This is a genomic window from Rhizobium sp. NZLR8 (genome assembly GCF_019685025.1).
Taxonomy (GTDB): domain Bacteria; phylum Pseudomonadota; class Alphaproteobacteria; order Rhizobiales; family Rhizobiaceae; genus Rhizobium.
In genome coordinates, this window is the sequence record NZ_JABDVY010000003.1 from 62,558 (window position 1) to 74,966 (window position 12,409).

Sequence of the window (12,409 nt, forward strand, 5' to 3'; positions counted from 1 at the left end):
CGCCGGTGCGCTCCTACGCCGGGAAAGGGTTTCGCCACGCATCCAGTTCTTCAAGCCGTCCGTACCACGATTGGATATGCCGAAACTCGGCGAGGGGAATCTCGGCGGCTGCTGCATAAGGAAGTGCAGCGGCCAGCGCGAAATCCGCAACGGTCAGGGTCTTCCCGACGGCGACGCTGTTCCTCGCCAAATGATCGTCCAGCACGCGGCCATGGTGCCGAAAATTCGTCTTCGCATCTTCGATCAGGCCGACGTCAGGCTCTCCACCGAACAACGGCTTGATCAAGGTTTCAAACCACAGTGTTGCCCCGTGCCGGGTGAAATGACTGGCATCCCAACTCAACCAGCGGAGCACGTCGATCTGCCGGTGGTCATGCGGCCAGAAATCCGATGCAACGCTGTCAGACAGCCTGCACATGATGGCATTCGCTTCCCACAAGGTTCCGGCGTCATCCTGCAACACCGGGACTTTCCCGTTCGGGTTAAGCGCCAGGAATTCTGCGGTGCGCTGTTCTCCGCTTGCCAGGTCAATCCTGACGAACTCGACGTCGGCTTTAAGAAAACGAGCGGCGGCGCAGGCCTTCCGAGGATTGAGCGTCTCGCAATAGTATAGTTTCATCGCCGCCTTACGCATGATCCGGTCCTTCGGATTCTAGAAAAACGCCCAATCGCTCGAGGCTTTGCGACCAACCGGCTTCATGACCCTCAAGCGATGATGCGCTTTCAAATCCACTCTGCCGAAAAGTCATTTCAGTGCCTCCGGCGCTTTCCCTGAACGTGATCGTGACGACCGTTTCCGGGCTATTTTCGCCGGTCCCGCTCTCCCAGGCATGTGTGAAGACAAGCCTGTGTGGCGGCTCGACCTCCAGGTATTTTCCGCCGACCCAGTGCTCTTCTCCATCTGGCGCGATCAGACAGGCGCGGTGTCTACCGCCCGGCCAGACTTCAAGCTGGTCGCCCACCGCCTTGAAACCGTGAGGACCACTCCATTGCGCCAACGCTTTCGGGTCGGTCCATGCCCTGAAAACGAGATCGCATGGGGCATCGAACCTTCGCACAAGAACCAGGTCGCGGGTGTTGTCAGTGTCGATCTCCGGATTTGTCATTTTCGTATCCTTGTACCTTGGACAGATAGTCATCGAGACGATCAAAGCTTTGATCCCAGAAGCGTCGGTAATCGGCGATCCAATCAGCGATTGTCTTCAACGCGTCCGGCTCAAGGACGCGGGGACGCGAATTCGCTTCACGGCCGGAGCGGATCAATCCGGCCTGTTCCAGGACCTTGAGATGCTTTGATATGGCAGGCTGAGACAACTCGAAGGGATCAGCGAGTTCGGCCACGGTCGCCTTGCCGTGAGCAAGCCGCCCAAGAATTGCTCTCCTTGTGGGATCGGAGAGTGCGGAGAAAATCGCATCGAGCCTGTCGTCCATATATCACCATGCAGCTATATAGCCATATGGATATATTCTATGGAGCGAAATGTCAAAGGCAATTTTGCGGTAGATTGGCAGTGACGGGAAAGAAACTCACCCGTTGGCAACGAAGCGGGAAGTCCCGCGTCTGCAGATCCCGCAACGGGAAAAACTGGGCCAAATGTGGTGCCCAGCTTTCCTGCGAATACGGCATCTGCTGTTCAGATCGCGTGAACAAGAAGCGCGCGACTTCCGCTGGCCCAGATCACATCGGCGGCATCGTTTCGAATTTCGCCGCGGTCGGATCGACCTGGTCCCAGCCAAGGCCGCTCTGGGTGTAGGTCACCATCTCGGGCTGGTATCTATCGGGATCGTTGAGGCTGGCGGCATGGATGGTGAAGAAGTCGGGCATGTAGGAGAAGGTCAGGTAGACCGGTGCGCCGCAGGCGGGGCAGAAGCCGCGGGTCTTGACGTTGCCATTGTCGGCGACCATGTCCCAATGCGTCGCCTGGCCTTCAAGCTTCACCGCCTGCCGGCTCGGGAAGGTCAGATAGGAGCCGTGCCCAGTGCCGCTGGTCTTCTGGCAGTCGCGGCACTGGCAGTCATTCATCGCGATCGGTTCGGCTGCGATCTCATAATGGATCGCACCGCAGGCGCAGCCGCCGGTGTAGGGCTTGCTCATGTCTCTCTCCTGATAAGGGTTGTTGGACGACGGGTTGGTCGCCTCAGTTCTTGCCGTCGGCGATGGCGCCGATGTTCTGGACGACCTTCTTCCAGCCTTCGCCCATTTTCTGGAAGGCGGTTTCGTTGCGAGGCAGCACGAAGCCGGAATGGATGAGGCGCAGCCGCGTGCCCTTTTCGACCCTGGTCAGGATGAAGGTGACCACGGTATCGAGCGGCGAGCCATATCCGGCGTTCTCCGCATGCCCGCCTTTCCAGGCATAGGCCAGACGTTCGTTTTCCGTCACCTCCAGCACCTGGCAGTGAATGGTGCCGTCCCAGGCGCCGGCCGGCGTCGTCTCGTAGGTGAAGCATTTGCCTTCCACCGGCTCGAAACCGGCCGGCACCATCAGCCAGCGGCCCATCAGACTGGCCGTGGTCAATGTTTTCCAGAGCGTCTCCGGCTGATGCGGGAAGATCTCGTCGACCACGATCTCCTGCGTGTCGGGCTTCAATGCGGTCTCGTTCATGGATCGATTTCCTTCAGCAATGTTCTGAGATCGGCAAAGCGTTCGCGCCAGAAGAGGCCGTAATGGCTCATCCAGTCGACAAGCGGCTCGAGGCCATCAGGGGCGGCACGGTAATAGACCTTTCGGCCTTCGGGACGCTCAGTGACAAGCCCCGCCTGCTTCAGCGCCTTGAGGTGTTGGGAAACGGCGCCTTGGGTGACGTGGCCTGCACGCGTCAGTTCGACGACGGTGATCTCGTCGGAGCGGACGATCAGTTCGAACACTGCCCGCCGGGTGGGATCGGCAAGGGCGCGCATGACGGCGGTAATGGAGGCGGTTTCGATCATGAGGAAAGCAATAGCGTGGACTAATTGATGAGTCAATACTAATTAGTTTGATAGAGGGACGGTGAAGTGGCCGCATCGATTAGCCCGCGCCCGCCACGCGTCTTCTTTGCGTTGAGGAATGACCTTTGCCAACCGGCGCGGCTGCCCGGAAATCTGATCTGCGGCGTCTGCGGCAGGGTGAACGGCCGGGCTTTAAGCGCCTGGCGCGGAACCTTTGGGCGCTCTGGACATTGCTGCCCATGCAGCACTCTGCTTGGGTCGGCTGCGCTTTGGAAAACCATGGGAGGATTCATCATGATGAGCGGTCAATTGAAGGCGCTTCTCGCCGTTCTTGCCCTTGCCGGCTATCAGAACAGAGACAAGATCGGGGAACTCCTGCGCGGCATGCAGAACCCGCAGCAGGCCGGCCCCGGAGGCCAGCAGCCGGGTGGGCTCGGCGGCATCCTCGGCGGGCTGGGCGGCTCGGGTGGTTTGGGCGGCCTTCTCGGCGGTCTCACCTCCGGCGGCATCGTCAGCGGCGGTCTCGGCGATCTCCTCAAGACCTTTCAGCAGAACGGCCACGGCGACAAGATCGACTCGTGGGTCAAGCCCGGCGAGAATGCCGAGATCAATGACGGCCAGCTCGCCGAAGCCCTCGGTCCGGATGTTCTGAACGAAATTGCTCAAAATACCGGCCTTTCGCACGAGGAGATTCTTGGCCGATTGAGCCGCGATCTCCCCAAGGCCGTCGACGACCTGACGCCGCAGGGCAAGCTGCCGAGCGCCGAAGAAGACTTTTTGTCTTCGGCGAGCAGTTCGACCACGTCGGCACGGCCGAGCAGCATCTAGTCTTGGGATAAATGCACTATCATTTCGCCCTAAGGGCGCTGAATTTGCGCAGAGCTCACCCCACCCTCCGTCCTCCTCGGGCTTGACCCGAGGATCCATGCCGGCCCCATCAGCAGCGGGCATGGATTCCAGGCTCAAGGCCTGGAATGACGGAGATTGGGGGTGCGCTGGTGCCACACTCGCCGCTGGCGCATCACGATGTCGCACCAGATCGCGGAGTTTCCCGTTAGTTCGAGAGATACTTTCGAAGGAATGTGTGAACGCTGCGGATGGATTTTGCTGCGGCGTCCGGATCGTATTTTTCGATATGCCCGAACACCCGCCTTCCCACTGCAAACTCCGGGGCATCGAAATCGTGATAGGTACCCTTGTATATATTCAGCTCGATCGGCGGACTATCGTCAGTCAGATTGGCAAGCCTCTTCCGGCATGGTTCCGTTGGGCTCCAATTGTCTCGTTCGCCACTCAAAATCAGGATCGGCACCGTCGCATCGCCCTGACTGGCTGCGCAGACCGGATAGTAGGCAACCGCCGCCCTGAATTTGTGATCCATCAGCTGTTCGTTACCTTCGATTTTCGTTCCCTCCAGCGTCGCGGTGCCGCCCGCCGAAAAGCCCATCAGCGCGACGCGCTGCACGTCGACAAAACTCGATTTCGATAAGAAATCCAAAGCCCCATAGGCGTCGAAGACCCGGTCGGGGAGAGTGCTTTGACAGGTGTCCTTGATATTGCGGGTGGTGAAACTATCGACGACCAGCACGACGTACCCCCATGAGACCAGCCGTTTCGGCCAAAGGTCTTTGACGCTCAACCGCAGGCCATCGCATCCATGCATGACGACGATGGCCGGGAAGGGGCCTTGACCCTGGGGGCGGGACAGATAACCCAGCAATGGCGTGCCTTGCGGTTGGGAGATAATTTCTCCTTGTTCGCCAGCCTTGCGTATCCGGAAGGGGCTCAGCTTGACGGGCACGCTTTCGAACCGCACCAATTCGTCGGCATCGGCCCCGTTTTCGGCAAGCGTGATGCCGAGACAAGCGACAAGGCAAAGAAAAAGTCCCGCGGTTTTCACTGACGCCTCCACCGTTTGACCGACAGGCTGCCAATTGTACGCCGGAGCTGAAGGTTGGCAAAGCGGATGGGGCGTTCTGCTGCCGATTGGGGCATGGGCAGGGCAGAGTTTAGACCGATCCGCGATCAGCCCTTGATCACCCCCCGGCAGCTCAGTTAAGACTACCGTAAATTCAAGCTGCGAAATTTGAGTCCTTAACGAATGACGATCAAATCGGCGTCGTCCTTCCCGCCGCATGCGTCACTCGCCCAGACTTGCGAGCCGCCACGGTCATTGAGCACAGCCGCGGGTTTCCCAAGGAGCTCACCCCTTGCTCCGTCATCCTCGGGCTTGACCCGGGGATCCACGGTGGCCTCCATCAGCAGCGGGCATGGATCCTCGGCTCAAGGCCGAGGAGGACGGAGGTTGGGGAGCGTGTTTTGCCAAACTTGCTGGATAGCGGATGGCATTCTGCCGCCAATTGGTCGGGCAGGCTTGATTTCAAAACTAACCCACGATCAACCCTTGATCACCCCCCGGCAGATCAGTTAAGACTACCGTAAATCCAAACTGCGAGATTTGAATTCAGAGGTGATCGACCAAGTCGGCGCCGGCCTGCGGTCGCGTGCGTCACTTGCACGATTTGCGCACCGGCCGTTTCCGAGGCCCTGACAGAGTCCTCTGATCGTCGTCGATCCCCACCCCTTCCGCCCGAGCCTTCATGTTCGATCACATCGGGATCGAGCCGGGTCGGGCTGTGTCCTTTCAAGGAGAACTGCAATGGACCCTTCGATTGCTCCGGCCTCCCGGGCCTCGGTGGTGACGCCGAATGATAGTGCCATTGTCGGGGCGCGCGCGCTCTATATCGGCACGGCGGGAGATGTGGCGATTGCGCCGCGGCGGGATATGGATCCGGTGATCTTCAAGAGCGTGCCGGCCGGGACGATCCTGCCGGTGCATGCGGCAATCGTGGCGCTGACCGGGACGACGGCGTCGAACATCATCGCGCTGTTCTGAGCACTCAGAAACAGACCCATGGGCAGACCGACCAAGTTCACCCAGGCGCTGGCCGAGAAGATCTGCGAGCGCATTGCCGACAGGGAAAGCCTGCGGTCGATCTGCCGGGATGAGGATATGCCGGCGAAATCGACGGTGCTCTCCTGGCTCGCCGATGACGACAAGGCGGCGTTTCGGGCGCGCTATGCGCTGGCCCGCGAGATCCTCGCCGACAGCTTCGTCGACGAACTGGTCGAAATTGCCGATGACCGCAGCGACGACTGGATCGAGAAGAAGAATGCCGCCGGCGAGACCACCGGCTGGCAGGAGAACGGCGAGGCGATAAGGCGCTCGCAACTGCGCATCGCCACCCGCCAATGGGTCGCCGAGAAGCTGAAGCCGAAGAAATACGGTTCGAAGATCGAGCCCGAACAGGGCGTGACCGGCGAAGTCTCGCAATTGCTGGAAGATATCAATGGCAAAACCCGCGGACTTCCAAACGGCGGTTGACCAGTTTTCCGACTGGCGCTGGCGGCTGAACAATCTCTACTGGATCACCGACAAAGCGGGCCGCCGCGTCAGGTTCGAAATGAACTGGACGCAGATGACGTTTTTCGAAGAGATGCATTATCTCAACGTGCTGCTGAAGGCCCGGCAGCTCGGTCTGACCACCTTCATCCAGATCTTCATGCTCGATGCCTGCGTCTTCAACCGGGATATCAGGGCCGGCACCATCGCCCATACGCTGGGTGACGTGCAGACGATCTTCCGGGACAAGGTCAAATACCCCTACGACAATCTGCCGGAAGCCATCCGCAACGCCGTGCCGGTCTTCAGGGGCAACCAGGCCGAACTGCTGCTCGCCAACAATTCGAGCATCCGCGTCGGCACCTCGCTGCGCTCGGGAACGCTGCAATATCTGCATATTTCCGAATATGGAAAGCTTTGCGCCAAATATCCCGACAAGGCGCGGGAAGTCAGGACCGGCGCTTTGAATACGGTGCAGGCCGGCCAGCTGGTGTTCATCGAAAGCACGGCGGAAGGCCAGGAAGGGCATTTCTATACGCTCTGCGAGGATGCCAAGGTCAAGCAGCGGCAAGTCGCCAAGCTGACCGAACTGGACTTCAAGTTCCATTTCTTTCCCTGGTGGAAGGAACCGCAATATGCGCTCGCGCCTCAGGGCGTCATCGTCAGCGATGCTTTCGCCAAATATTTCCGCCAGCTGGCCGAACAGGGGATTGCCCTGACGGAAGGGCAGAAGGCCTGGTACGTCAAGAAGGCCGAAACCCAGCTCGGCGACATGAAGCGCGAATATCCCTCGACGCCGGCCGAGGCTTTCGAGGCAAGCGTCGAAGGCGCCTATTACGCCGAGCAGATGGGGGTGGCCGACGCCGAAGAGCGCATCGGGGTTTTCCCGCATGTCGAAGGCTATCCCGTTCACACCATTTCCGACATCGGCATGGACGATGCCAACAGCGTCTGGCTGTTTCAGGTGCTGCCCGGCCGTGTCAGGATGATCGGCTATTTCGAGCATACCGGCACCGGCATGGATGGCATGCTCGACGAGCTGGAGCGCCGCGCACGCGACAACGGCTATGTCTACGGCGTCCACAACATGCCGCATGACATCAAGGTGCGCGAGTGGACACGCGGTGGCATGACCCGCATCGAAGTCATGCTGAGAGAGGTTAGGGCGCGTGGTCTCGGCACCGTTCGCAAGGTCGAGCGCGCCTATGTGCATGACCGGATCAACGCCACGCGGCGCATGCTGGCGAGGATCGAGTTCGACCAGGCCGGCTGCATCGAGGGCATCAAGTGCCTGCGCAACTACCGCAAGGATTGGGACGAGGATCTGAGCGTGTTCCGCGACGAGCCGCTGCACAATTGGGCGTCGCACGGCGCCGATGCTTTCGGCGGGCTGGCGATCATCTTCACCGGATTGGCGCCCGAACCGCTGAAGCCAGAGCGTAAGGCGCTGCCGACATTCCAGACGATGACATTCAACGAATTTGCCGATTCCACCCCTGGCCAAAGCGAGCGTGTTTGATGGAAGACGAGATGACGGCTTCAGACGGCGAGCAGCGCTGGGATCCGGCCAAGGTCGGCGCCCATTGGCAGCAGGAACTCGAACGCGCCCAGCGCTATTTCAAGTCCTGGCACGACCGCTGCGTCAAGATCGAGAAGATCTATCTCGACCAGCAGTCGGACCAGACGAGCGCCGCCAAGCGCCGCTTTCCGATGCTCTGGGCCAATACTTCGGTGCTGCAGCCGGCCGTCTATGCCCGCGTGCCGCAGCCGGTGGTCGAACGCCGCTTCAAGGATGCCCAGCCGGTGGCGCGCATCGCCTCGGAGCTGGTCGAGCGCAATCTCGCCTATACCGGCGATGAGGCCGATATCGATTCGATCATGCGGGCGGTGCGCGACGATTTTCTGCTCTGCGCCCGCGGCACGGTGTGGCTGCGCTATGAGGCCGATTTCGAGCCGCTCGATATGGGTGTCCAGCCCTCGGACCCGGCGGCAGCCCAAAGTCTTCCCGAGAGTTTGCCCGGTCGGATGGGCGGTGCTCAGCCGGAAGCGATCAGCGACGAGCGTGTGTGCATCGATTACGTCCACTGGTCGGACTTCCTGCATTCGCCGGCGCGGCGCTGGAAGGACGTGACCTGGGTGGCGCGGCGCGTTCCGATGACCGACGCGGAAATGGAGAAGCGCTTCGGCACTGATGCCATGGCTTCGCGGGCGGCGGAAGGTGCCGGCAGCCGCACGGGCATCAGCCAGGCCGAGCGCCTGGAGAATGAGGGCAAGACCCATGTCTGGGAGATCTGGTGCAAGAGCGAGAACTATACCGTCTGGATCGCCGACGGTTCGCCGGTGGCGTTGGAAGTCTCCGAGCCGCCGCTCGATCTGACGCATTTCTGGCCGTGCCCGCGCCCGGCCTATGGCACGATGTCGACGAGCTCGCTGATCCCGGTTCCCGACTATGTCTATTACCAGCAGCAATGCGACGAGATCGATCTCCTGACCAAACGCATCAACAAGCTGACCGATCAGCTGCGGCTGAAAGTGTTTTATCCCTCCGGCGACGGCGCGATCTCGCCGGCGATCGAGAAGGCGATGCGGCCGGAAAACGACATGGTCATGGTGCCGATCCCGGAATGGGCGGCGTTTACCGACAAGGGCGGCTCGAAGGCCATCGTGACGCTTCCGATCGACGAGGTGCAGAAGGTCCTTATTGCCTGCATGACGGCGCGCAAGCAGCTGATCGAGGATGTCTACCAGATTACCGGCATCTCCGACATCGTCCGCGGTGACACCCAGGCCTCCGAAACCGCGACGGCGCAGCGCATCAAGAGCCAGTGGGGCTCGATCCGCATCCGCGACCGCCAGGCCGAGCTGGCCCGCTTTGCCCGCGACATCATCCGCCTTGCCGGCGAGATCATCTGCGACCAGTTCCAGCCGGAAACGCTGATGCTGGTCAGCGGCATCCAGCTGCCCACGATGGCCGAGAAGCAGCAGGTCGAGATGCAGATGCAGCAGATGCAGATGGCGGCACAGCAGGCGGCCATGCGGGCAAAGCAGACCGGCCAACCGGCGCCACCGCCGCCCGAAATGCCGCCGCAGCTGCAGCAGATGATGCAGCAGCCGACGATCGACGAGGTGGTGCAGCTCTTACGCAATGACAGCATTCGCGGCTTCCAGATCGAGATCGAGACGGATTCGACCATCGAGCCTGACGAGGATGCCGAAAAGCAGCGCCGCATGGAATTCGTCCAGATGGTCGGCGGCTTTATGCAGCAGGCGGGAGCGATGGCGCAGCAGAGCCCGATGCTGGTGCCGGTAATGGTCGAAACGCTGCTCTTTGCCGCCCGCGGCTTTCGGGCCGGCCGCCAGCTCGAAAGCACGCTGGAGCAGGTGGGAGCCCAGCTCTCCCAGGCGGCAGCCGCGCCAAAACCGGAGCCGCAGCCTGCGCCCGGCGAGATGCTCAAGCTGAAGACGGCCGAGGTGAAGGCCGGCGCCGAACAGCGCAGAGCCGAGCTCAGTGTCGCCGATGCCGAGATCGAACATCGCGCCACGGTGGAGCAGGCGCGCGGCGAAATGGCGGCGCAGGCCGTGCAGCAGTTCCAGCAGCCAGCGTACCAATGAATTGGTCGGGAGCAACAGCATGAGAGAACGCTATTGCCGCGTCTGCGGGGGCTGGCACCAACTCGATGAGTGGCCGCACAATTGCCTGCCAGCGCAAAACCCGGCGCAGTCGGATCTGCCGTCGCCGCATTTCGTCAGCGACAGCATCGATATCCAGTCGATGCATGACGGGAAGCATTACACCTCGAAGGCCAGGTTGCGTTCCGAGTACCGCGCGGCCGGCGTGGAAGAAATCGGTAATGAGAAGCCCCGGCCGATCGAGAAGCCGAAGACGGATCGCAGCGAGATCCGCAACGACTTGCGGCGAATTTACACCGAGTACAACGCCTGAACCGGGCATCAATCCCCGACATAGGAAATTTCCCAATGGATATGGAAGACCTGAACGAGGCCGGCAACGGCAGCGAAGATTTTGGTGCGTTCGACGATAAGCCATTGAACGATAGGCCGGTCAGCATCCGCGACAGCCTGAAAGCGGCGATCGACACGGTCGAGGCCGATGGACCGGGCGATATCGCCGGCCAGCCGCGCGACGGCGAAAACGGCCGCTTCATGGCCAAGGGGCAGGAGCAAGCCGGCGCTACGGCGCGGGCAGGGCAGGCGCCGGCGGCAAACGCCGCGCTCGCCCAGCAGCAGACGCTGCAGAGCCGCGGGCAGGGCGGAGAACAGCCGGCAGCCATCGGCAACCGGGTTCCGCCCGGCTGGTCGGCGGAAGCCAAGGCGCAATTCGGGGGCCTTCCCGGGGAAGTGCAGGCGGCGATCGCCAAGCGCGAACAGGAAGTCGATAACGGCTTCCGCGTCCTGCAGGATTACAAGGGGCTGGAGGAATTCACCCCGATCGTCCGCCAGGCCGGCATGACCCATGCCGATGTCATGCGTCGGGCGATCGACTGGGAGAAGGCGCTGATCCACGATCCCGTCAACACCGTCGTTCACGTTGCCAGGATGGCCGGGGTCAATCTTCACGCCCTGGTCAATGGCCAGACGGGAGAGATCCTGCAGCGCAATTCGCAGCAGGCCGGACCCCAGCAAGGAGGGCCGCAGCCTCGATCTTTCAATGTCGAGGCGACGGTCGAACATGTTTTGCGGAAAAGGGACACCGAAACTCAAGTCGATGCCTTCCTTTCCGACCCGGCAAACGCGCACGCCGAAGATGTGCTCGACGACATGATCGCCCTCGTCAACGCAGGGCGGGCAACGTCGCTCCAGGACGCCTACGACGCCGCATGCTGGATGCGCCCGGACATTCGCCAGCAGTTGATCAGCCAGACTGCACCGGCGCCTGTCCCACAACAGCAAGCCCAGAGGGCAGCAGCGGCAGATCAAGCCCGCCGCGCCTCGCGATCCATCTCTGGTTCTTCCGCGCCGGGCCCGACCCGCGATGCGGCAAGGGGCCAGCCCACCTCCATCCGAGACTCGCTGCGCGACGCCATGCGCTTTTCGCGCGGTCAGGTCTGAGCAAAGGAATGATCAATGCCCATTTCGCCCAACCTCTCTGAAATCGTCACCACGACGCTGCGCAATCGCAGCGGCACGGTGGCCGACGACGTGACGAAGAACAACGGTCTTCTCACCCGTCTGAACAGCCGCGGCCGCAAGAAGCCGATCTCCGGCGGTCGCACAATCGTCCAGGAACTGCAGTACCAGGAAAACAGCACCTTCAAGCGCTATTCCGGCTACGATATCCTGAATGTGCAGCCGTCCGACGTCATCACTGCGGCCGAATACGATCTGAAGCAGGCCGCGGTCGCAGTTTCCATGTCCGGCCTCGAACAGCTGCAGAACTCCGGCGAGGATGCGATCCTCGATCTGCTCGAGCAGCGCATCGAGAACGCCGAAACCACTTTGAAGAACAACATCGCGCTTGACTGCTATTCCGATGGCACGGCCGATGGCGGGCGGCAGATCGGCGGCCTGCAGCTGCTGATCTCGACCTCTCCGACCTCGGGCACCGTCGGCGGCATCTCGCGCGCCACCTGGGGTTTCTGGCGCAACCAGAAATTCTCGGCCTCGGCCGATGGTGGTGCGGCCGCCACCAATGCCAATATCCAGAGCTACATGAACCGGCTCTATATGTCCTGCGTTCGCGGCTCCGACGCGCCCGATCTCGTCGTCGCCGACAACAACTTCTTCCGCCTCTACTGGGAATCGCTGCAGGCAATCCAGCGCATCACCTCGGCCGACAAGGGCATGGCCGGCTTCCAGTCGCTGCAATATATGGGCGCCGACGTGATCTTCGACGGCGGCTTCGGCGGCGGTGCGCCGCTCAACCAGATGTTCTTCCTGAACACCAAATACCTGTTCTACCGCCCGCACCGCGACCGCGACATGGCCCCGATCGGCGACGAGCGCATGAACACCAACCAGGATGCCTTCGTCCAGCTGATGGGCTTTGCCGGCAACCTCACCATGAACAACGCCTTCCTGCAGGGCGTGTTGTTCGCCTGATCGTCAACGAAAGGAAC

The 12,409-nt window shown here is 61.4% G+C and carries 15 protein-coding genes; 8 read left to right on the plus strand and 7 right to left on the minus strand.

What is annotated here, in order from left to right; translation table 11 throughout:
* Nucleotides 1-13: 13 nt before the first annotated feature.
* From HJB89_RS07725 to HJB89_RS07750, 6 genes are all read right to left on the minus strand, one after another.
* The gene (locus HJB89_RS07725) at nucleotides 14-634 is read right to left on the minus strand and encodes a glutathione S-transferase family protein (protein WP_221149481.1); all 621 of its coding nucleotides are present in this window, start codon (nucleotides 632-634) and stop codon (nucleotides 14-16) included.
* The gene (locus tag HJB89_RS07730) at nucleotides 627-1,106 is read right to left on the minus strand and encodes an SRPBCC domain-containing protein (RefSeq protein WP_221149483.1); all 480 of its coding nucleotides are present in this window, start codon (nucleotides 1,104-1,106) and stop codon (nucleotides 627-629) included. Before HJB89_RS07730 ends, HJB89_RS07725 begins: the two co-directional genes overlap by 8 nt.
* On the minus strand, nucleotides 1,081-1,431 hold the full coding sequence (locus HJB89_RS07735) for a helix-turn-helix transcriptional regulator (RefSeq protein ID WP_207583363.1): 351 nt from the start codon (nucleotides 1,429-1,431) through the stop codon (nucleotides 1,081-1,083). The genes HJB89_RS07730 and HJB89_RS07735 overlap by 26 nt, the downstream gene beginning before the upstream one ends.
* Nucleotides 1,432-1,678: 247 nt before the next feature.
* Nucleotides 1,679-2,095 carry a GFA family protein gene (locus tag HJB89_RS07740; RefSeq protein WP_207583364.1) on the minus strand — a complete coding sequence of 139 codons (417 nt, stop codon included), beginning with the start codon at nucleotides 2,093-2,095 and terminating at the stop codon, nucleotides 1,679-1,681.
* A 43-nt stretch (nucleotides 2,096-2,138) separates the two neighbouring features.
* A complete protein-coding gene (locus HJB89_RS07745) occupies nucleotides 2,139-2,603 on the minus strand; it encodes an SRPBCC domain-containing protein (protein ID WP_221149485.1) in 465 nt (154 codons plus the stop codon).
* On the minus strand, nucleotides 2,600-2,929 hold the full coding sequence (locus HJB89_RS07750; RefSeq protein WP_207583366.1) for a helix-turn-helix transcriptional regulator: 330 nt from the start codon (nucleotides 2,927-2,929) through the stop codon (nucleotides 2,600-2,602). The genes HJB89_RS07745 and HJB89_RS07750 overlap by 4 nt, the downstream gene beginning before the upstream one ends.
* Before the next feature lie 294 nt (nucleotides 2,930-3,223).
* On the opposite strand from HJB89_RS07750, the gene HJB89_RS07755 reads away from it, so the two are divergent.
* Nucleotides 3,224-3,757, plus strand: a complete 534-nt coding sequence (locus HJB89_RS07755; protein ID WP_221149487.1) for a YidB family protein — start codon at nucleotides 3,224-3,226, stop codon at nucleotides 3,755-3,757.
* Nucleotides 3,758-3,983: 226 nt separating this feature from the next.
* Here HJB89_RS07755 and HJB89_RS07760 read toward each other — a convergent pair whose 3' ends face one another.
* Nucleotides 3,984-4,829 carry a dienelactone hydrolase family protein gene (locus tag HJB89_RS07760; RefSeq protein ID WP_221149694.1) on the minus strand — a complete coding sequence of 282 codons (846 nt, stop codon included), beginning with the start codon at nucleotides 4,827-4,829 and terminating at the stop codon, nucleotides 3,984-3,986.
* Nucleotides 4,830-5,588: 759 nt separating this feature from the next.
* Between HJB89_RS07760 and HJB89_RS07765 the strand changes: the two genes are divergently transcribed.
* From HJB89_RS07765 to HJB89_RS07795, 7 genes are read left to right on the plus strand one after another with little or no spacing between them, the layout of a single operon-like run.
* Nucleotides 5,589-5,825 carry a hypothetical protein gene (locus HJB89_RS07765; RefSeq protein WP_207583368.1) on the plus strand — a complete coding sequence of 79 codons (237 nt, stop codon included), beginning with the start codon at nucleotides 5,589-5,591 and terminating at the stop codon, nucleotides 5,823-5,825.
* An 18-nt stretch (nucleotides 5,826-5,843) separates the two neighbouring features.
* Nucleotides 5,844-6,314 carry a terminase small subunit protein gene (locus tag HJB89_RS07770; RefSeq protein ID WP_221149489.1) on the plus strand — a complete coding sequence of 157 codons (471 nt, stop codon included), beginning with the start codon at nucleotides 5,844-5,846 and terminating at the stop codon, nucleotides 6,312-6,314.
* Nucleotides 6,280-7,851 (plus strand): terminase, encoded by a 1,572-nt coding sequence (locus tag HJB89_RS07775; RefSeq protein WP_221149491.1) that lies wholly within the window; start codon nucleotides 6,280-6,282, stop codon nucleotides 7,849-7,851. The genes HJB89_RS07770 and HJB89_RS07775 overlap by 35 nt, the downstream gene beginning before the upstream one ends.
* Nucleotides 7,851-9,944: a hypothetical protein gene (locus HJB89_RS07780; RefSeq protein ID WP_221149493.1), complete on the plus strand. Its 2,094-nt coding sequence runs from the start codon at nucleotides 7,851-7,853 to the stop codon at nucleotides 9,942-9,944. Before HJB89_RS07775 ends, HJB89_RS07780 begins: the two co-directional genes overlap by 1 nt.
* A 19-nt stretch (nucleotides 9,945-9,963) precedes the next feature.
* Entirely contained in the window at nucleotides 9,964-10,275 is a 312-nt protein-coding gene (locus HJB89_RS07785) for a hypothetical protein (protein ID WP_221149495.1), read from the plus strand.
* Nucleotides 10,276-10,310: 35 nt separating this feature from the next.
* Nucleotides 10,311-11,402 (plus strand): hypothetical protein, encoded by a 1,092-nt coding sequence (locus HJB89_RS07790; RefSeq protein ID WP_221149496.1) that lies wholly within the window; start codon nucleotides 10,311-10,313, stop codon nucleotides 11,400-11,402.
* Nucleotides 11,403-11,417: 15 nt separating this feature from the next.
* Nucleotides 11,418-12,392, plus strand: a complete 975-nt coding sequence (locus tag HJB89_RS07795; RefSeq protein WP_003587937.1) for a phage major capsid protein — start codon at nucleotides 11,418-11,420, stop codon at nucleotides 12,390-12,392.
* Nucleotides 12,393-12,409: the final 17 nt, after the last annotated feature.